Genomic DNA, 19586 nt, shown 5'->3' with positions numbered 1-19586 from the left:
ATAAATATAGCTTTGTATAGACCCTATAAGTTCAAGATAACTTATAGGGTCTTTTTAAAGCGCAGCAAACGCAAGGCATTCAGGGTCACGAGTATCGTTGCGCCAGTGTCGGCTAAGACCGCAATCCACAAACCTGTGATACCGAGTATGGTAGTAATAAGGAAGATACCTTTTAGACCGAGCGCAAAAATGACGTTTTGATGTATATTGGCTAAGGTCGCGCGTGACAGAGCAATAAGATGAGCGACGTCAGTGACGCGGCTTTGTAATAGAGCAACGTCAGCGGTTTCGATAGCCACATCGGTACCACCACCCATCGCGATGCCGACATCTGCGCTGGCTAGAGCTGGCGCGTCATTAATTCCGTCGCCCACCATCGCTATTTTATTATTGTCCCTCATCTCGCTGAGTAAACGTAGTTTGTCTTCGGGTAACAGCTCAGCTCGCCATTCTATATCCAAAGGCGTAGCAAGCGCCTGCGCGGTGAGATGGTTATCACCTGTTAGCATGACCGAGCGCACGTTCATGGCGCTAAGCTGAGCCACACCTTGCCACGCATCGTCACGCAGCTCATCGCGCAGTGCCACTAAGCCAATCACTTCAGCGCTGTGTTCATCGAATAGCACTGAAACCGTTTTGCCTTCACTTTGCAGCGACTCAATCTGTACCTGCTGCTCGGGTAGAAGTAAGCTCTCGTCAGCGGCGTAGATAGGAGAGCCTATGGCTAAAGAGCGTCCATTGACCGTGGCATGTACCGCTTTACCAGCAGTTGCAGAGGCATTGGCAGCGATAGGAATGGCAACCTTAGCTACTCTTGCACGCTCTACGATAGCTTTGGCAAGCGGATGATTAGAGCCGGACTCAACGCTAGCGAACAACGCTAATACCTCATTTGTCCCGCTTACCTCAGTGCCTCCTTCTGTAAAGGCAACGACGTCAGTTACGCGCGGCTTGCCTTCGGTTAAGGTACCCGTCTTGTCAAAGGCCACGGTATTGACACGGCCAATGATTTCTAGGGCGCTACCGCCTTTGATTAATAAGCCGCGGCGCGCACCAACTGCTAAGCCTGAGGCAATGGCCGCCGGAGTAGATAGTACTAGCGCGCAAGGACAAGCAATCAGTAACAGTGCCAAACCGCGATACAGCCAAGTTCCCCATCCTCCGCCTAACAATAATGGCGGCACGATGATCACTAAGGCGGCAACAGCCATCACGATGGGCGTATAGTATCGACTAAATTTTTCAATAAAACGAGCGGTAGGGGCTTTGGAGGCTTGTGCTTGCTCCACAAGCTCAATAATACGCGCAATAGTATTATCAGCCGCTGTTTTTTGTACGCGTACGTGTAGGGCGCTATCAACGTTGATGGAACCTGCAAATACCTCATCGCCGACGGTTTTGACAACCGGTATCGACTCTCCTGTTACCGGCGAATCATCTAAGCTGGAGGAGCCTTGAATAATAATGCCATCAGCAGAGACTTTATCACCAGGACGGACGAGTACTCGGTCATCTACTTGTAGTAACGCGGCAGCAACTTCACGCGGCACGCCTTGCTCATCAAGTAACACGGCTCTTTTTGGCACCAGTGAGGCTAGTGCTCTAATGCCCGCACGCGCTCGATCAGCGGCAACGCTCTCTAATAATTCACCTACGGAGAACAAGAAAACAACCGCAGCCGCTTCCTCAGCCTCACCAATGATAAGGGCGCCAAGCGCTGCGATAGACATCAGCATCTCAATCGAAAAGGGAGAACCTGCTGTAGCCAGTGTCAAGGCTTTTCGTGCAAAAGGAAGCACGCCAATAACCACAGCGATAATAAAAGCCCAAGCGCCGTATGCAGGAAATACCAAAGACAGCATATAGGCTGCGCTCATCAGTAAGCCAATGCCGATGACCTGCTTGCCCTTCATTGTCTGCCACCAGTGCTGATCGTCTACATTGGCCTCATGACCAACGACTGCGTCTTGTTGTTCGGTTAATTCTGACATACCAAACCCAAGGCGTTTGATGGTCCTTTCGATATCTTTGACTTCAGTCGTGGCATCAGGCGCTAGGGTGAGCGCTAACTTTTGTGTCGCAAAGTTGAGCTGAACGTCAGAGACGCCTGGCATACGGGTTAAAGCTGTTTCGATCTTGTTAACGCAGCTGGCGCAGTCCATACCTTCAATATGATATTGCATAGTGATTTATCCTCTTATTAAAGGTATTATGAACCCTGTAGCGGCTTTAGGGTCAAGGTGTTAATGGCAGCACATCAGATTTTTATAATGAACCTTACGGCTACTTACATAGATTTAAGCAGTATAGATTTGAGCAATAAAAGGAGAGGGTAATGGCAGTCAAAGCAGCAATCAAAGCACCCATTAAAATCGGTGAGCTTGCTCGGCGCACAGGGGCGACGGTTGAGACCATTCGTTATTATGAAAAAGAGCAGTTATTGCCCGAGCCTTTTCGTAGCCAAGGCAATTATCGGTTATATCGTGAAGAGCACATCGAGCGCCTGCAGTTTATATTGCACTGTCGTACGCTTGATATGAGTTTGGATGAAGTGCGCGTGTTACTGCAGTACTGGGATACTCCAGATAAAAACTGCGGAGAGGTCAATGAGTTATTAGAGGAGCATATTGAAACCGTAGAGACACGCATGCAAGAATTGCGGCAATTAAAGCAGCACTTAATACAGCTGCGCCAAAAGTGTACAACAGAGGCACCTGCTGAATCGTGCGGGATACTACACGCGCTTGCGGATGACTCTTGTCATGATTAGTCGAATATTCTAATGATTAATAACGGTATGCAAGTTATTACCTAAGCACTGCCACCGCATGGAAAAGTTTCGTGCTAAAATCGCCAGTCATTATTTCTCAGTAGCTAGCACCCAAGTAGTTGACCCCGCGTACCTCGATATCAGATTTATAGGAAGCTGTCATGATCGTTTGGCAAAAACCGAATGCCTTTAGAATACTCTTCACCTTACGCGGTTCTGTCATTCCTCATATCTATCTGCAAGTTTTACTGATTACTTTACTTAGCGCAGTCATCTCAGCCGTCCAGCACTGGATTCCAGGCTCCTTTCCCTCTTATGGTGCTGCGCCTTTTACCTTACTGGGTATTGCTTTATCTTTGTTTCTCGGCTTTCGGAATAATGCCAGCTACCAGCGCTGGTGGGAGGGACGCTGCTTATGGGGTCAGTTGGTATACGATGCTCGTAGCTTTACTCGGCAGGTACTATCCTTTATAGACGACGACACTTATAGTGGACAGCGCGCGCAGCGCTCTATGGTGCAGCTGACGATTGCCTTTACTCACGCCCTCAGGCACAGACTTCGTAATACTTCCCCTTGGGAGGATGTTGAGCGTTTTGTAGCGCCGGAGCATCACGCCAGTATGCGTAAAGCCGGTAACCTTCCTGAATATCTCTTGCGATTAATCGGCAAAGAGCTCAGCCGTAGTCGACGTGAGCAGCTGACATCTGATCTTATGATACAAAATATGGACGAACGCGTCACCTCGATGACTATAGTTTTGGCAGCTTGCGAGCGCATTCATAACACGCCATTGCCATTTGCTTATACCTTGCTGGTGCACCGTACCACTTACCTGTACTGCTTTATGCTGCCTTTTGGCTTGGCGACGTCTTTAGGCTGGGTCACCCCTTTAGTCTGCGGCGTCATTGCGTACACCTTTTTTGGCTTAGATGCTCTCAATGAGGAAATTACCAATCCATTTGGCGTGGATGCTAATAATTTGGCTTTGACTTCTATTTCTCGCACTATCGAGATCAATTTGCTAGAAGCTCTGGGCGAAACGGATCTGCCGCCTGAGCTTATGTCTGAGGGCGGTTATTTACAGTAGTTGGTTTGAGTGTAAGTGCTCGTTTTTCTTGATTGAACTAAAGGCTGCTCTCAATATTATACTTCATATGCATTAGACGCGGCGCAATGTCCTCTTCAATCTTAGTACAGCTAAGTACAAAACTTGGCGCGCCGCAGTTAAAGGTGAGTAGACCCTCGGTAGGGTGCATGATAGCTGTGGCAACGGCATTGACCTCTTTTTGCCAATCACCAAATGAGAAGCAGTAGCCAAAATCCTCATAATCTTTAAACGCTTGCTCTAGGCTTGACTTGATGTTTAACCAGTCTTTATCGTACTTATGACGTATCGCATTCATCATAAAATCTTGTTCAGCAGATGGCATGCTTGCTAAGCACGCGCGGCCCATAGCTGTTGAGTACATAGGTAGATATGAGCCAACGTTACGCCGCATCGTCGTGGCGCTAGCGCCTTGTACCACATTGAGATTAACGAAGCCTTTGCCTCGCAAGTACTGGGTTGTCTAAAGGCTTTGAATATCGACTTTGATGACACCCGCGTCAACCCTAATGGCGGGGCGATTGCGGTCGGTCATCCGCTTGGTGCATCAGGTGCAAGGCTCGCGTTAAGTACAGCGCGCGAGCTACAGCGCACGGGTGGACGATATGCGGTCGTTAGCTTATGCATTGGTATCGGGCAAGGGCTGGCTATGGTCATAGAGCGGGTCTAAGCCTATAATTCATCTCTCAAATCTCATGCAAAAGGGCCTGTTTTTTCACCTTGTTCTACTTATCTATTCTTTGATAGGTTATCAACGATATGGCCCTTATATGCTGATTTATTTTCATTTTTTTAATCGAGCTTCCACAACTAAGCTTCTTTAACCAAGCATCTTTACTTAAGACTCTTAATATAGAATTCTTAAAGCTCCAGCAATCTCATCTCAGTCTCATTTCAGTTATCTAATTTTATCTACCTATGCTGCTACCCCGCGGCTATTTACTTTTTCATAATCAGTATGAGCAATTGCGTTACTAACACAAACTATTAACTCATATTTAAACAATGGTAATTATAATTACCATTGTTTAAATATGAGTTGCAACATAATACTTGCTATTCTAGTATAAATCCCATGGCTTGATATCTGAAGACGGTATCAAAGAATTTATAAGGGTAATAAATATTACTATTTATTGTTAACCCGCCATAAAAAGTTTTGCACTATCATTATTGATTTAATTATTACTAGAAAACCTTGTCAAGGAAAGACATTATGAGCATCAGAACATTTTCAGCAAAGTGGATGACCGAAGAGCACGAAATGGTATACGACAGTGCTCTAAAAATGTTTCAAAGCTGGGAAGAAAGAGACGAAGGATGGCGCGAGGCTGGCATGATCGATCGCGATGCTTGGGAAGAGGCGGGCGCGATGGGCTTTTTGTGTGCGTCAATACCAGAAGCATACGGCGGCGGTGGCGGCGACTTTGGTCATGAAGCGGCTATCATTTTGGCGCAGTCGCAGGCGAACCAAGCCGGGTATGGCGGTATGGTGCATTCAGGTATTGTTGCGCCTTATATCTATAAGCTTGGCACAGAAGATCAGAAAAAGTCGATATTACCAAAAATGGCAACAGGCGAGTATATCGGTGCTATTGCGATGACCGAACCGGGTACGGGTTCTGACTTACAGGCCATTAAGACTTATGCGACAAAAGATGGTGACGACTATATTATTAATGGTTCAAAAACCTTTATCACTAACGGTCAGCATGCCAATATTTTGCTATTAGCGTGCAAAACAGACCGCGATAAGGGTGCGCAGGGCGTCTCTCTTATCCTAGTTGAGACAGACGATCTACAAGGGTTTTCGCGCGGTCGTAACCTCAAAAAGACGGGCCTTGCCGGACAAGATACCTCAGAGCTATTCTTCGATAATGTCCGTGTGCCACAAAAAAACATACTCGGCGGTATGGAAGGTCTAGGCTTTATGCATATGATGCAGGAGTTGCCACAAGAGCGCCTGATTATTGCTCTGAGTGGCTGCGGCGCTATGAAACTGGCTTTAGAGCTGACCCTCGATTATGTCAAACAGCGTGAAGCTTTTGGCAAGCCGATTTGGAAGTTCCAAAATACGCGCTTTAAGCTCGCTGAGGTGCAAGCGGATTATTTAGCGGTAAAAACCTTATGCGATTCAGCAGTAGAGGCACAAATAGAAGGTAAACTTGATGCCGCGCAAGCCTCGCTCATTAAGTACTGGGTAACCGAGAAACAGTGCAAAACGATGGATGAGTGTCTGCAACTGTTTGGCGGTTATGGCTATATGTCAGAGTATCCAATCGCTCGTATGTATGCCGATGCTCGGGTACAAAAAATATACGGCGGCACTAATGAGATTATGAAAGAGCTGGCGTCACGCTTTATGTAACGGCTCTTATAGGCGTTATCGCTAATATAAAAGCTAAAATTGGATTTATAATAAATAAGTCCAGCTTTAGATTTAAACTATTATTTATTCAAAAGACAGAAAAAGGGAATTTTATGACTGAGACGGCTTATATTTTTGACAGTATCCGTACGCCGCGCGGCAAGGGTAAACAGGACGGCTCTTTGTATCAAGCATCGCCGATTTGGCTGGTGCGTGGTTTATTAAAAGAGATGCAGCAGCGTCATCATTTGGATACAAGTCTAGTCGATGATGTGGTACTCGGCTGTGTGACACCCGTTGGCGAACAAGGTTCTGATATCGCGCGTATTGCCGTGCTCGATGCCGATTGGGATCAAAGCGTTGCAGGTGTCACGCTGTCTAGATACTGCGCCTCAGGACTTGAGTCGATCAACCTTGCCGCAGCAAAAGTCATGTCGGGTATGGAGGACATGGTCGTCGCTGGTGGCGTCGAGTCAATGAGCCGTGTGCCTATGGGTTCTGATGGCGGTGCTTGGTACATGGATCCACGGGTCAATGACGGTACTGGTTTTGTCCCACAAGGGGTGGGTGCCGATACCATAGCCACGCTCAAAGGTTTTAGTCGCAGCGATGTCGATGCGTTCGCTACCCAGTCACACCAAAGAGCTGCCAAAGCTTGGGAGCAGGGCTATTTTGATAAGTCAGTAGTACCTGTCAAAGATCTCAACGGTATGCTGCTATTAGCGAAAGATGAGACTATTCGTCCCAGCACGACGCCTGAGACGCTAGCAGGCCTAAACCCTTCTTTTGCTATGTCTGGTCAAATGGGTTTTGATAGTGTGATTTTAGATAAATACACCACTATCGAAACTGTCAATCATGTGCATCATGCGGGCAATTCCTCAGGCATCGTCGATGGTGCCGCGTTATGCTTAGTCGGCAGCGCTGCTGCAGGCAAAAAAGCCGGTCTGAAACCACGAGCCAAGATTACGATGGCCTCAGTCATAGGCTCTGAGCCTTCGATCATGCTCACAGGTCCAACCCCTGCTTGTAGAAAAGCACTCGACAAGGCGGGTATGCAAGCCTCCGATATCGATCTTTGGGAGATTAATGAAGCTTTTGCCGCTGTCCCTATGAATACAGCGGATGATCTTGGCATCTCGCTTGATATCGTCAACGTCAATGGCGGCGCTATCGCTATGGGTCATCCGCTTGGTGCTACAGGTGCGATGCTGATGACAACGGTGCTCGACGAGCTTGAGCGCCGTGATCTTAAAACCGCCATGCTTACCTTATGTGTCGGCGGTGGTATGGGTATTGCCACCATCATTGAGCGCGTATAACACTCTACCTGTTAAATAGATAGTGATAACTAAGAGATCATTTAAGGGACAAAAAATGACAACGACTACAGACAGCATTGATGCAATAAACAAGCTAGCAAATTTTTCAGCTGAGCGGGATGATGAGGGCATCATCACCGTATCTATCGATCAAAGCGATCGTAAAATGAACGTTATCGGCGATGGTTTTAACGACGCTTTTGCTACTGTGACGGACAGCTTTATTGGTGATGATTCTGCGAAAGGCTTAATTCTAACCTCGGCAAAAAACAGTTTCGTGGTTGGCGCAGATATCGATCAGCTCTCTAATATACAAACCGCGCAGCAAGCCTTTGACTTGGTTAAAGAATTAAAAGGCAGCCTCCGCAGGCTTGAGACCGCAGGCAAGCCCGTCGTGGCTGCGATGACAGGAACGGCGCTTGGCGGCGGGTTGGAGCTGGCATTAGCTTGTCATTATCGCATTGCGATTGACTCGCCAAAGACTAAGCTGGGTCTGCCAGAAGTCAAACTTGGCTTGCTACCTGGCGGCGGTGGTACTCAGCGTCTACCAAGGCTAGTTGGTATTCAAAAATCGCTAGAGCTAATGACCCAAGGCAAAGAGCTACGGCCTAAAGCCGCAATGGATATCGGTCTTATCGACGCTATAGCGACGGACAATGAAGATATGTTAGCGCAAGCCAAAGCGTGGATCAAAGCCAATCCGCAAGCAAAGCAGCCTTGGGATAAAAAGGGCTTTAAAATTCCCGGCGGTGATAGCAAGCATCCAAAAGTAGTACAAGTATTCTCTATCGCGCCTGCGATGGCGAATCAAAAATCGCATGGTAATTATCCTGCGATCACCCATATAATGTCTTGCGTCTTTGAAGGCTGCATTGTCGATATCGACACTGGCCTTGAGCTTGAGTCGCGCTATTTTGCCGCTTGCGTGCTATCGTCTGAATCTAGAAATATGATCAGCACGCTTTGGACGCAGCTTAACAACATCAAAAAAGGCCAATCACGTCCTGATAGCTTTGAGCGCTATCAAACCAAAAAGGTGGGTATCTTAGGTGCGGGTATGATGGGCGCAGGCATCGCTTATGTCACGGCTAAAGTCGGTATCGATGTGGTTTTACTCGATACAGATATAGCAGGAGCTGAAAAGGGCAAAGCCTATTCTGAGACTATTTTAGATAAAGCCATCAGCCGTAAACGTTCTACCGAGGACAAAAAACAAGCGCTGCTAGCTCGTATTAAACCAACCGTCTCCTATGACGACCTAAAAGATTGTGATTTGATAATTGAAGCGGTGTTTGAAAACCGTGAAATCAAAGCTAAGTGTACTGAGCAAGCGGAAGCCGTTATACCACAAACGGCCGTTTATGCGTCTAACACCTCAACTCTGCCTATCACCGGACTGGCTGAGGCCAGCCAGCGCCCGCAGCAGTTTATCGGTCTGCATTTCTTCTCGCCAGTTGATAAGATGCCGTTGGTTGAGATTATCGTAGGCGCGCAAACCAGTGATGAGACCTTAGCCAAAGCCTTTGATTATGTATTGCAAATTGGCAAAACCCCAATCGTCGTCAATGATAGTCGCGGCTTTTATACCTCGCGGGTGTTTGGTACTTATGTCTCAGAAGGCATCGCTATGCTAGGCGAAGGCGTGCATCCCCGCAGTATTGAGGTCGCAGGTCTAAAGACGGGTATGCCTATGTCGCCCTTAGCGCTACAAGATGAGGTGTCGTTAAGCTTAGCGCTGCATGTTAGCGAGCAACAGCAAAAGGATATGGAGGCGGAGGGTAAGACCATGGTGATGCGTCCCTCTTACGACATTCTTAAAACCTTAGTCAAAGAGCATGAGCGCGAAGGTAAAAAGAACGGCAAAGGCTTTTATGACTATCCAGACAAAGGCGATAAGCACTTGTGGCCTAAGCTGACCGAGCTCTATCCAACCAGTAGCGAGCAGCCCTCGCAACAAGATCTAGTCGATCGCTTGATGTTTATTCAAGCCAACGAGTCGGCGAAATGTTTTGAAGAAAACGTGGTGCGATCTGTCGCAGATACCAACATCGGCTCTATCTTTGGTTGGGGTTTTGCTCCAAACCAAGGCGGCACTTTGCAGTTTATCAACGCTATGGGTGTCGAGCGCTTTGTCGCTCGTAGCCGTGAGCTAGCCAAGCAATATGGCGAGCGTTTTGAGCCGGCTAAGATTTTGGTAGATATGGCTGCAAGTGGCGAGGAGTTTGTGGATGGCTAATTTAGCTCACGCAATAGAGGGTATGAGCGACTGCTTACAAGGACTGCGCGTTGTAGATTTGACGCGCAACCTACCTGGGCCCTTTGCCACGCGTCTGCTTGCGGATTTGGGCGCTGAGATTACCAAGGTTGAGCCAAAAAGCGGCGATCCTGCCCGCGCTTTAGGCGGCTTGTTTGAAGCTTTAAATCACGGCAAAACTATCGGTAAGGTTGATTTTCGCGACCCCAAAGGCATAGAGGTTATCAAAGCGCATCTCAAAGACGCTGATGTCATGCTCGATAGCTTTCGCCCTGGGGTGCTAAAAGGGATGGGGTTAGACGCCCAAACCTTACATGCTATTAATCCAAAATTGGTTATCGTCTCTATTACGGGCTATGGCATGGCTAACGATAGCGACAACTCGCCAGTGGCTCACGACTGGGCGGATAAAGCCGGTCATGATATCAACTTTATGGCGATGAGCGGGGTACTCGATCAGCTGCGTACCGCAACTGGTGAGCAGGCCATGCCTAACATTCAGTTTGCCGATTTGGCAGGTGGTAGTGATACGGCAGTAATTGCCTTGTTAGCAGCGGTATTCGCCGCACAGCGCACAGGTAAAGGTCGCCATGTTGCGGTGAGTATGACTCATAGCTTGTATAACCATATGGTCATGCCAAAAGCGACAGGGGAGCTCGTCAAAAGCTTCTCAGGACAAAACCCGTCGCCAAATTATGACTTTTTGGGTGGACTATTGCCTTGTTATCGCTTATATCAAACGTCTGATAATCGCTACATGGCGGTAGGATCACTTGAGCTAAAATTCTGGCAAGGGCTGTGTGAGGTATTAGAGCTGCCAGAGCTCAAAGACGCGCATTGGCAGCGCGGGGTGATGCCAAACCTGCCTGAAAGTCGTGAAGCGGCCACAAAAGTCAGTGATAAGTTTGCTAGTCAACCGCTTGAGTTTTGGCAGCAAGTATTCGCGTCAGCCGATGTCTGTGTAACGCCAGTACTGAGCTTAGAGGAGGCCAAGAGTCATCCATTATTTGCCCACCAAGATGAGCACCAGACAACATTAGGATGGCAAGTTATAAAAGACTGAATTTAAAAGCTGGTTTTTGTGGATGCAGGGTCAACATTATCTACTATAAATCAATTACCAAGGAAGGTAAGTTATGGATAAGTTTTGGACACAGGGTTATCCAGCAGGGGTTAATGCCTATATAGATCGACCACATAGTACGGTGCTAGATATATTTGATGATAAATTGCAAGCGTTTGCTGATCGTCAGTTTACTAGCAATATGGGCGTCAGCTACTCCTATGCGCAAATCGATAGCATGTCATTGCAGATTGCCGCTTGGATTCCAAATTTGGGACTCGCTAAAGGCTCAGTCATAGCTATATTGCCCTGCCGCTGTATCATATCTATGCTTTTATCTGCTCGATAGTCGGCTTAACGGTCGGTCAGCATCTGACTTTAGTCACTAACCCGCGTGACATTGATAGCTTTATTAAAATTTTAGCCAAACGTCCTTTTCATTTGCTGCCAGGGGTGAATACGCTGTTTCAAGCTTTTGTCAATCATCCTGACTTTCGTAAACTGGATTTCTCAGAATGTAAATTAACGGTAGTGGGCGGTATGGCAGCCACGCCTGAGACGGCCAAACGCTGGCTTGAAATCACAGGACTGCCTATTTTGGAAGGCTGGGGGATGTCTGAGACACTAGGCGTAGGAACTGCCAATCCATTTGATGGTACCGAGTACACGGGCAACGTCGGCTTGCCGCTACCTGGCGTGGATATTAGTATTCGCAATGATGAGGATGAGGTGCTAGGTTTAAATGAGGTGGGCGAGATGTGTATCAAAGGCGATAACGTCATCACAACCTATCATAATATCGATAATGCCAAATTTTTCACTGCTGATGGCTACCTAAAAACCGGTGATATCGCCTCGATGAATGAGCAAGGTTCCATCAAAATATACGACCGCAAAAAAGATATGATCATCGTCAGCGGCTTTAATGTTTATCCTAATGAAGTCGAAAACGTCATCGAGACTCACCTCAAAGTTGCCGAGTGCTCTGTCGTCGGTATTGCTGATAAAAGCCAAGGACAGTCGGTCAAAGCCTATATCGTTAAGGCTGATGAAAACTTAATGGCGGAGGATATAAAAATGCTGTGTAAAGAAAATCTAGCCGGCTATAAATGTCCTCGCCATATCGAATTTATAGACGAGCTGCCAAAATCTACTGTCGGTAAAATATTACGTCATGAGCTGAGAAAAGCGGCCAATAAAGCGTAAAAAATGCTTTAGTTTAAAGGCTATTAAAAAGCTGATTTTAACTAAATTAGCTTTTTAATAGCTAGGTTTGAATTAATGATCTGCTTATAAGTCGGATAACTCAGGCTTCGACATAGAGCGCCACAATATACTAAATAAAGCATCAAAATTTGCGTTTAGTGGTGCCTCTGCTTGACGAATGGTTTGCATAATACCAAGGCGACTAATAAAGCCCATAAACACATCAAATAAGATGTGCAGTGGCACAGTGTCTACTAATACTCCGCGCTTTTGACCATCTTCAAGCACGCTTAAAAATGCATTGATTAGCTCTTTATTGTTATAAATTGCGATGTTATGAAAACGCGCTATCGAGACTTTAGACAGCACCATCACCGCGTCTGGATGCGTATCGACAAAATCTAAGCATACCCATAGGGTTTTACGCAGGCGATCTTCAACGCTATCGATACCTTGCAGATGATCCATCATTCTAGTGGCAAGTCTGCCTAGCACTAAATCCATAATGGTATAAAGTACCGTTTGCTTATCGCCAAAGTACTTATAGAGCGTCTGCAGTGACACATTTGCCGTCTTGGCAATTTGTATCATAGTAATATCGCTGGCATCACTATCAGCAAAAAGCAGACGAACCGCTTTTTCTACTTTCTCTAATGTCGCAGGACGCATATCACTCAGAGGCGCTACAGCTAAAGGCGTAGTACGCGTGTCTTTTTTAAGTTTACTGCTCTTTGGTTGGCCAATTTTGTTTTTACGATTAGAGTTAGAAGGCAGCTTTGATCGAGTAGGTGGCATATCTTATTGTTCCTTATAGGCTCATTATTTAACTAACTTTTCGCTCAAACTATTCAGTGATGATAATAACAGTTACCATTGTAAAGCATTTTATTGCAATGAGTCAGTGGGATATCTAGAATAAAAGCAGTAAATAATATGCTTAGTTTATAGTTATAAACCAGCAATAAGGTAATTACAATTACTATTATAATTCAAGCGTGCATACCACAAGAATATCAAAATAGAATTTGATTATGTCGTGGTTGGTGGGGGTTCGGCAGGTTGCATGCTCGCAGCGCGCCTTCCAAAGCATGCAGACATTCATGTTTGCTTGCTCTGGAATCGGTGAAGGTAAAGACTTAGCCGTTCGTGTGCCAGTAAGAAGGGTGTTTATGGTACCTAGTAAACCTTTTAAATTAAATAATCGATGTCTTTATATATTATAAGCGGATAATAGTAGAGTATGAAGGTTCGCTAATATCATTGCTTCAGCCTTATTGAGGCGATAATCGGGTATGAATGACAGACATGGGATGGGGCTATCCTAAATAATTTTACTTATCTAGGACAGCCCCTTGTCTTTTGACGCATCGACCGCTTGCTTGACGGTATGAAAATCGCTGTGGCGCACGTCCGTGCCGCTACTGATATAAATTACCAGCTCGGCGATGTTGCGCGCATGGTCGCCGATACGCTCAAGCGCGCGCAGTACCCACATCAAATTCATCACTTGTGTGACTTGACGCGCATCTGCCATGACATACGTCATCAGCGCCCTTACCGCCGACTGGTACTCGAAGTCAACACTACCATCATCGCGCATCACTTCAAATGCTTCATTGGCGTGTAGTTTTTCAAAAGCCAGCAGCGCATTGTTCAGCATCAAGCGTACTTGGTTGCTCAGGTGCTGTACTTCATGGTGACAATAGGTGTTGTGATTTTCGGCGGCGATTTGTTTGGCCATATGCGCAATTTTGGTCGCTTCATCGCCGATGCGCTCGATATCGACCACGCCTTTACTCATCGCCATCACGTAGCGCAAATCACGCGCGGCAGGTTGGCGACGCGCTAAGAGCAGCAAAATATGCTCATCAATTTGCACTTCCATTTGATTGATATGGCTGTCGTGCTCAATCACTTGCTCCGCTAGCGTGCTATCGCTCTCAATCAAGGCGCGCATGGCATGCGCTACCTGCTCATCCACTTGCGCGCCCATGTGCAAAAATAAGGTCGTGGTTTCTTTTAAATCATGGTCAAAGCTGCGCGAGGTGTGCGCCATTTGATGCGGCATGATGGTGTCCTCATAAGGCAAAAATAAGACAAAAAAGATGCCGCAACAGAGCGGCATCGGTAGCAATTATGGCAACTTAACCGTAACGACCTGTGATGTAGTCTTCGGTCGCTTTTTGCGTGGGGTTGGTAAAGACTTGGTCGGTCTTGCCAATCTCAACCATATCACCCAGATACATATAGGCGGTGTAGTCTGAGATACGCGCCGCTTGCTGCATATTGTGGGTCACAATCGCGATGGTGTAGTCTTGTTTTAAATCTTCAATCAAGTCTTCAATCGCACCTGTTGAGATGGGGTCAAGGGCGGAGGTTGGCTCATCAAGCAGCAACACCTCAGGTTTGGTAGCCACGCCGCGCGCGATACACAAGCGCTGCTGCTGACCACCTGAGAGTGACAGACCTGAGGCGTTTAGCTTGTTTTTAACCTCATCCCACAGTGCCGCTTTTTTAAGTGCCCATTCGACACGTTCGACCAGATCCGCTTTAGACAGTTTTTCGTACAGACGCACACCAAAGGCAACATTATCAAAAATAGACATCGGGAACGGTGTCGGTTTTTGGAACACCATGCCGACACGAGCGCGTAGCAAATTGACATCGACCGACTTGTCCAAGATATTTTGCCCATCAAGGATGATTTGCCCATCCGCGCGCATGTTGGGATACAAATCATACATGCGGTTAAAGGTGCGCAGCAGGGTTGATTTACCGCAGCCTGATGGCCCGATAAACGCGGTCACTTTGCGATCTGGAATGTCGATAGAGATGTTTTTTAGTGCATGAAAATCACCGTAATGGAAGTTTAAATCACGAATTTGCATTTTCGCTGCTGGCGTTGCTTCTTCTGTTGTGCTGCTGGCATCTGCCTGCGTCTGTGTGTTGGCTTGTGTGTTAATAACAGGGGCAGATACAGGTGGTTGGGTGGTTTTTGTGTTCACGGCAGTGCTTTCTTCTGTAAATACGGATTTGGTCTTTGGTGTCTTGATAGCGGTGTCGGTCATGGGAGTATCCTTTTTTTCGGTCTGATATGCGTTTGTGTGGCAATGGCTGAGTCGCGGCCGTGATTAATGACGCTCACGCGCACCGATATAACGGGCGATGACATTGAGCGCAAGCACCGTAAAGGTAATCAATAGCGCCGCTGCCCAAGCTAAAGCATGCCAGTTGTCATAAGGGCTCATGGCAAACTGATAAATGGTGTTTGGCATGTTGCCCATGGCGTTACTCATATCTAAGCTAAAGTATTGGTTGTTCAGCGCTGTAAATAGCAAAGGCGCGGTCTCACCCGTGATACGGGCGAATGCGAGCAGCACCCCTGTGGTCAAGCCTGCACGCGCTGCTTTTACCGTCACGCTTAACACCAGCTTCCACTTAGGCGTACCAAGCGCATACGCCGCTTCGCGTAAGGTATTGGGCACGAGCAGCAGCATGTTTTCAGTAGTACGCACTACTACAGGAATCACGATGAGTGCCAAAGCGCACGCCCCTGCCCAACCTGAAAAGCTGCCGCCTTTTACCATCAAGGCATAGACGAATAGACCAATCACGATAGAGGGTGCCGACAGCAAAATGTCATTTAAAAAACGAATGACTTGACCCAGCTTGTTGCCGCCTGAAAATTCCGCCAAATAAATACCCGCCAACATGCCAATCGGCGCACCGATAAACAAACCGCTACTGGCAATCATGATTGAACCCACGATGGCGTTTCGCAAACCACCCTCTGTCATCGGCGGCGGCGTGTCTACGGTAAATACTGGCATCTCAATCAAGCCGCTCATGCCTTCGATACCGAGCGTGACCAAAATCCAAAGCAGCCAAAACAAACCAAAGACCATGGCAAAAGACGCAAAGCCTAGTCCGACCTTGTTCCACATACGGCGGCGGCGGTATAAGCCGCGGTCAATCTTTTGCGCGGGCGGGGTTGAGACAGGTGACACAGCAGTCAAGCTAGACATGCACATATTCCTTTTGATTCATAGGTCGCTGGATTGACCGTTCATACAACATAACGCTTATTAAAAGTAGTAAACCGTGCGCGCCGACTTAGTGTCCTGCGCGCTTGTCCATATTGCGTAACATCAAGCGCGAGATACTCAGCACCACGAAAGTAATCATAAATAGAATCAAGCCAAGGTGTAGCAGTGACGCCAAGTGCAGTGGGTCAGAGGCTTCGGCAAATTCGTTGGCCAGCGCCGAGGTGATCGACACGCCAGAGGCGAACATACTTGGGTTGATGTTAAAGGTATTACCAATCAAGAAGGTCACCGCCATGGTCTCGCCAAGCGCCCGGCCAAGACCTAAGATTACGCCACCAACCACCCCTGTTTTGGTATAAGGCAAGATGATTTTAAACATAACTTCCCATGTGGTCGCGCCCATACCGTAGGCTGATTCTTTGAGCAAATTGGGCACCACTGAGAACACATCACGCATGGTCGCGGCGATAAAGGGAATAATCATAATCGCCAAAACAAGCGCGGCGGTAAACAGACCAATACCCATCGGCGCACCGACGAACAGCTTGCCAATCACAGGCAAATCGCCCAAATGCTCGGTCAGCCATGGCTGGATGTTATTACCAAAAAACGGCGCAAATACGAACAGACCCCACATGCCATAGATGATAGAGGGAATACCCGCGAGCAGCTCAATAGCGATGCCCAAAGGCTTCTTTAAAAAGGTTGGGCACAGCTCAGTCAAAAAGATGGCAATACCAAAGCTAATAGGCACCGCAATCACAATCGCCATAATCGAGGTCATCACCGTACCGTAAATCGGTGCCAGCGCTCCGTACTCGCCTGCGACAGGATCCCAGTTGTTGCTGGTATAAAAGTCAAAGCCAAAGGTTTGCATACTTGGCCATGCACCAACAATCAAAGAGACCAAAATTGCCCCTAAGCTCAGCAGCACAAACAACGCCGCCGCTTTGGTGGTATTTACAAAGACAGCATCCCAGCGCTTTTGTTTTGCCAATTGTGTTTGCAGATTGTGCCCTGCCATAGTCACCTCAACGTTGCTCTCATTACTCGAATAGATGCGCTAAATACAAGCGATGCAACGACGCCTGCGATCCGCCCCTCGGCTTGGTTACAGACGTCATGCGTTAACGGTTCTTACTGTGGGGTATAGACAGGGTTGCCATCTTTATCAACCACTTGTTTCCAGCTGTCTTTAAACAGTGCCACAGCAGTATCTGAGAATGGCACGTAGTCCAAATCTGTAGCTGCCGCGTCGCCTTGGTCGTACGCCCAGTTAAAGAAGTTCAGCACGCCTGCCACTTGTTTTGGATCTTGTGGCTGCTTGTGAACCAAGATAAAGGTCGCCGCAGCGATTGGCCATGCTTGGTCAGTTTCTGAGTTGGTAATGACTTTATAGAAGCCTTCTTGCTGAGACCAATCGATGTCGCCTGCAGCAGCAAAGCTGTCGATTGACGGCTGTACAAAGTTACCCGCTGCGTTTTTCAAGGTCGCGTGTGACATGTTGTTTTGCTTCGCGTACGCGTATTCCACATAGCCGATAGAGTTTTGCATACGGTTCACGTAGCTTGCCACACCTTCGTTGCCTTTACCTGCCGCGCCGCGGTCAGAGGTTGGCCACTTAACGGTTTTGTCCACACCGACACTGCTTTGCCACTCTGGTGATACTTTTGCCAAGTAGTCCGTGAAGTTAAAGGTCGTGCCTGAGCCGTCTGAACGGAATACAGTAGTGATTGGGCTGTCTGGTAGCGTCAAGTCTGGGTTTAGCGCTTTGATTGCCGCGTCATTCCACTTGCTGATGTTGCCAAGATAGATGTCTGCCAATACTTTACCGTCAAGCTTTAGTGCGCCAGGCTCGATGCCTTCTACGTTCACGACAGGAACCACGCCACCGATAACGGTTGGGAACTGAATCAAGCCTTCTTTTTCTAGCTCTTCTGGCGTCATTGGCGCATCCGATGCCCCAAAATCAACCGTACCTGCAGTGATTTGCTTGATGCCGCCTGATGAGCCGATAGACTGATAGTTCACTTGGCCTTTGGTCGCTGCATTGTAGTCCGCTGACCACTTAGCATAGATAGGCTGCGGAAAAGAAGCACCTGCGCCGGTGATATTCATCGACACGTTTTCAGCTGATGCGGCATTAGCGCTCTGAGTAGAGGCCGCGCTCGATTGGGCTGAAGCAGTTGATTCAGTGCTTGAGTTACTATCGGCAGATCTATCGCAAGCGGTTAAACTTAGAGTGCTTATGATGGCGACAGCCATAAATGAATAACGCATTGTTTCTCCTAAAGTTCACTATTTATCATTATTGACAGTTATAATTAACACTTCCGCTACTGCGGTATTGCTACTTGTGTTTTTCGACAACCTGTCTTGGCGGTTGATGAGCACATTGTGCCGAGCAAATATGACAGTTTGATGACATAGAGTGTTTTTATGAATTAAGATCGCCTCAAAAAAATACGTCACGCTTCATTCTTATGAGGTTGGCAGGGATAGATTTATTTAACAGCGGTTTGGCGATAGGATTACTGTCATTAAACTGTCATAATTATTGTGTTTAATGGACAGACGCTAATCAGTACTTATCGACTTTTCATTTCCTATTAGTACGTTAAAAAACAAGGCTGTAGTATGCACAACGAGCAGATTTTGATTGTTGAAGATGAACCTGCAATTCGTGAGATGGTGATGATGACGCTAGAGATGGCAGGCTTTGAGAGTTTGCAGGCGGCCGATATCTCAGAGGCTCATCAGCAAGTCGTTGATCACAGGCCTGCGCTAATTTTGCTAGATTGGATGTTGCCAGGAGATAAGAGCGGCATTGATTTTTGCCGTATGCTAAAAAATGATGAGATACTCGCTGAGATACCCGTCATTATGCTGACTGCCAAAAGCGAAGAAGATAGCAAAGTACACGGGCTCGATGCTGGCGCTGATGACTATATGACCAAACCTTTCTCCACCCGAGAATTGATCTCTAGGATCAAAGCGGTACTACGTCGTAGTAGTGCACTCAGTAGCGATAGACCTATCGAAATAGGTGCACTGAGCCTAAACCCCAAAAGCCAGCGAGTGACAGCGAATGATCAGGTTATCGATTTAGGTCCTACAGAGTATCGTTTATTGGCGTTTTTTATGAGCCATCCGGAGCGTGCCTACACGCGTCCGCAGCTGTTAGATCAGGTCTGGGGCGGCAATGTCTATATTGAGGATCGAACGATTGATGTGCACATTCGCCGTTTACGTAAGTTACTAAAGCCCTTTGGCTGCCATACGTTTATTCAAACGGTACGCGGTACAGGGTATCGGTTTTCTGGTCTGATTGAATAACGAGAGTACTGTTTAAAACCGTATCGATTGTAATGTAGCCAATATTAAGGATAGTCAATAAACCCCAGTTCGGGATAAGCGCTCAAAAAAAAGATAAAAAAAGAAGTCCAAAGTT

18 protein-coding genes and 1 pseudogene are annotated in these 19586 nt (G+C 47.2%); 11 read left to right on the top strand and 8 right to left on the bottom strand.

Features of this window, described 5'->3' with window-relative positions; all coding sequences use genetic code 11:
* Positions 1–41: 41 nt before the first annotated feature.
* Positions 42–2183: a heavy metal translocating P-type ATPase gene (locus I3248_RS04530; protein WP_238062689.1), complete on the bottom strand. Its 2142-nt coding sequence runs from the start codon at positions 2181–2183 to the stop codon at positions 42–44.
* Between the two features lie 152 nt (positions 2184–2335).
* On the opposite strand from I3248_RS04530, the gene cadR reads away from it, so the two are divergent.
* Positions 2336–2770, top strand: a complete 435-nt coding sequence (gene cadR / locus I3248_RS04525) for a Cd(II)/Pb(II)-responsive transcriptional regulator (protein WP_269117136.1) — start codon at positions 2336–2338, stop codon at positions 2768–2770.
* Between the two features lie 161 nt (positions 2771–2931).
* A complete protein-coding gene (locus I3248_RS04520) occupies positions 2932–3858 on the top strand; it encodes a bestrophin family ion channel (RefSeq protein ID WP_238062688.1) in 927 nt (308 codons plus the stop codon).
* Between the two features lie 37 nt (positions 3859–3895).
* Here the strand turns inward: I3248_RS04520 and I3248_RS04515 are convergent, their stop codons facing one another.
* Positions 3896–4270, bottom strand: coding sequence for an IclR family transcriptional regulator C-terminal domain-containing protein (locus tag I3248_RS04515; protein WP_269117141.1), 375 nt, complete (start codon positions 4268–4270; stop codon positions 3896–3898).
* Positions 4271–4297: 27 nt separating this feature from the next.
* On the opposite strand from I3248_RS04515, the pseudogene I3248_RS04510 reads away from it, so the two are divergent.
* The 7 genes and pseudogenes from I3248_RS04510 to I3248_RS04480 all read left to right on the top strand — a co-directional run.
* Positions 4298–4546 (top strand): annotated as a pseudogene (locus I3248_RS04510) (3-oxoadipyl-CoA thiolase); the annotation flags it as partial.
* A gap of 546 nt (positions 4547–5092) precedes the next feature.
* On the top strand, positions 5093–6244 hold the full coding sequence (locus I3248_RS04505) for an acyl-CoA dehydrogenase family protein (protein WP_238062686.1): 1152 nt from the start codon (positions 5093–5095) through the stop codon (positions 6242–6244).
* 113 nt (positions 6245–6357) lie between these two features.
* Positions 6358–7566 carry an acetyl-CoA C-acetyltransferase gene (locus I3248_RS04500; RefSeq protein WP_238062685.1) on the top strand — a complete coding sequence of 403 codons (1209 nt, stop codon included), beginning with the start codon at positions 6358–6360 and terminating at the stop codon, positions 7564–7566.
* A 55-nt stretch (positions 7567–7621) separates the two neighbouring features.
* Positions 7622–9802: a 3-hydroxyacyl-CoA dehydrogenase NAD-binding domain-containing protein gene (locus tag I3248_RS04495; protein WP_238062684.1), complete on the top strand. Its 2181-nt coding sequence runs from the start codon at positions 7622–7624 to the stop codon at positions 9800–9802.
* Positions 9795–10883 (top strand): CaiB/BaiF CoA-transferase family protein, encoded by a 1089-nt coding sequence (locus I3248_RS04490; protein WP_238062683.1) that lies wholly within the window; start codon positions 9795–9797, stop codon positions 10881–10883. Before I3248_RS04495 ends, I3248_RS04490 begins: the two co-directional genes overlap by 8 nt.
* Before the next feature lie 73 nt (positions 10884–10956).
* Positions 10957–11232, top strand: a complete 276-nt coding sequence (locus tag I3248_RS04485) for a hypothetical protein (RefSeq protein WP_238062682.1) — start codon at positions 10957–10959, stop codon at positions 11230–11232.
* Positions 11187–12089: an AMP-binding protein gene (locus I3248_RS04480; RefSeq protein WP_346268420.1), complete on the top strand. Its 903-nt coding sequence runs from the start codon at positions 11187–11189 to the stop codon at positions 12087–12089. The genes I3248_RS04485 and I3248_RS04480 overlap by 46 nt, the downstream gene beginning before the upstream one ends.
* An 84-nt stretch (positions 12090–12173) precedes the next feature.
* Here I3248_RS04480 and I3248_RS04475 read toward each other — a convergent pair whose 3' ends face one another.
* Positions 12174–12884, bottom strand: coding sequence for a TetR/AcrR family transcriptional regulator (locus I3248_RS04475; protein ID WP_238062681.1), 711 nt, complete (start codon positions 12882–12884; stop codon positions 12174–12176).
* 268 nt (positions 12885–13152) lie between these two features.
* Here I3248_RS04475 and I3248_RS12125 point away from each other — a divergent pair, with 268 nt between their 5' ends.
* On the top strand, positions 13153–13215 hold the full coding sequence (locus tag I3248_RS12125) for a hypothetical protein (RefSeq protein WP_269117139.1): 63 nt from the start codon (positions 13153–13155) through the stop codon (positions 13213–13215).
* Between the two features lie 213 nt (positions 13216–13428).
* On the opposite strand, the gene phoU is transcribed toward I3248_RS12125, so the two are convergent.
* The 5 genes from phoU to pstS form a co-directional block, all read right to left on the bottom strand.
* Positions 13429–14157, bottom strand: a complete 729-nt coding sequence (phoU, locus tag I3248_RS04465) for a phosphate signaling complex protein PhoU (protein WP_201559309.1) — start codon at positions 14155–14157, stop codon at positions 13429–13431.
* A 76-nt stretch (positions 14158–14233) separates the two neighbouring features.
* On the bottom strand, positions 14234–14977 hold the full coding sequence (gene pstB, locus I3248_RS04460; protein ID WP_238062740.1) for a phosphate ABC transporter ATP-binding protein PstB: 744 nt from the start codon (positions 14975–14977) through the stop codon (positions 14234–14236).
* A gap of 243 nt (positions 14978–15220) precedes the next feature.
* The gene (gene pstA, locus I3248_RS04455) at positions 15221–16033 is read right to left on the bottom strand and encodes a phosphate ABC transporter permease PstA (RefSeq protein WP_238062739.1); all 813 of its coding nucleotides are present in this window, start codon (positions 16031–16033) and stop codon (positions 15221–15223) included.
* Between the two features lie 169 nt (positions 16034–16202).
* Positions 16203–17159, bottom strand: a complete 957-nt coding sequence (gene pstC / locus I3248_RS04450) for a phosphate ABC transporter permease subunit PstC (protein WP_238062680.1) — start codon at positions 17157–17159, stop codon at positions 16203–16205.
* 113 nt (positions 17160–17272) lie between these two features.
* Complete coding sequence (gene pstS, locus I3248_RS04445) at positions 17273–18415, bottom strand: phosphate ABC transporter substrate-binding protein PstS (RefSeq protein WP_238062679.1); 1143 nt, start codon at positions 18413–18415, stop codon at positions 17273–17275.
* Positions 18416–18772: 357 nt separating this feature from the next.
* On the opposite strand from pstS, the gene phoB reads away from it, so the two are divergent.
* Entirely contained in the window at positions 18773–19471 is a 699-nt protein-coding gene (phoB, locus tag I3248_RS04440; RefSeq protein WP_238062678.1) for a phosphate regulon transcriptional regulator PhoB, read from the top strand.
* The last annotated feature ends 115 nt before the right edge of the window (positions 19472–19586 follow it).

It is taken from the genome of Psychrobacter sp. Ps3, from assembly GCF_022129275.1.
GTDB classification, from domain to species: Bacteria; Pseudomonadota; Gammaproteobacteria; order Pseudomonadales; family Moraxellaceae; genus Psychrobacter; species Psychrobacter submarinus.
The sequence above is the reverse complement of the archived record's forward strand: the minus strand, read 5'-3'. Positions and strand labels throughout refer to the sequence as shown.

Excerpts from the sequence above, each read along its gene's own strand:
- I3248_RS04530 (WP_238062689.1), bottom strand. The coding sequence starts at position 2,183 with ATGCAATATCATATTGAAGGTATGGACTGCGCCAGCTGCGTTAACAAG.
- cadR (WP_269117136.1), top strand. The coding sequence starts at position 2,336 with ATGGCAGTCAAAGCAGCAATCAAAGCACCCATTAAAATCGGTGAGCTT.
- I3248_RS04520 (WP_238062688.1), top strand. The coding sequence starts at position 2,932 with ATGATCGTTTGGCAAAAACCGAATGCCTTTAGAATACTCTTCACCTTA.
- I3248_RS04515 (WP_269117141.1), bottom strand. The coding sequence starts at position 4,270 with ATGCGGCGTAACGTTGGCTCATATCTACCTATGTACTCAACAGCTATG.
- I3248_RS04505 (WP_238062686.1), top strand. The coding sequence starts at position 5,093 with ATGAGCATCAGAACATTTTCAGCAAAGTGGATGACCGAAGAGCACGAA.
- I3248_RS04500 (WP_238062685.1), top strand. The coding sequence starts at position 6,358 with ATGACTGAGACGGCTTATATTTTTGACAGTATCCGTACGCCGCGCGGC.
- I3248_RS04495 (WP_238062684.1), top strand. The coding sequence starts at position 7,622 with ATGACAACGACTACAGACAGCATTGATGCAATAAACAAGCTAGCAAAT.
- I3248_RS04490 (WP_238062683.1), top strand. The coding sequence starts at position 9,795 with ATGGCTAATTTAGCTCACGCAATAGAGGGTATGAGCGACTGCTTACAA.
- I3248_RS04485 (WP_238062682.1), top strand. The coding sequence starts at position 10,957 with ATGGATAAGTTTTGGACACAGGGTTATCCAGCAGGGGTTAATGCCTAT.
- I3248_RS04475 (WP_238062681.1), bottom strand. The coding sequence starts at position 12,884 with ATGCCACCTACTCGATCAAAGCTGCCTTCTAACTCTAATCGTAAAAAC.
- phoU (WP_201559309.1), bottom strand. The coding sequence starts at position 14,157 with ATGCCGCATCAAATGGCGCACACCTCGCGCAGCTTTGACCATGATTTA.
- pstB (WP_238062740.1), bottom strand. The coding sequence starts at position 14,977 with ATGCAAATTCGTGATTTAAACTTCCATTACGGTGATTTTCATGCACTA.
- pstA (WP_238062739.1), bottom strand. The coding sequence starts at position 16,033 with ATGTGGAACAAGGTCGGACTAGGCTTTGCGTCTTTTGCCATGGTCTTT.
- pstC (WP_238062680.1), bottom strand. The coding sequence starts at position 17,159 with ATGGCAGGGCACAATCTGCAAACACAATTGGCAAAACAAAAGCGCTGG.
- pstS (WP_238062679.1), bottom strand. The coding sequence starts at position 18,415 with ATGCGTTATTCATTTATGGCTGTCGCCATCATAAGCACTCTAAGTTTA.
- phoB (WP_238062678.1), top strand. The coding sequence starts at position 18,773 with ATGCACAACGAGCAGATTTTGATTGTTGAAGATGAACCTGCAATTCGT.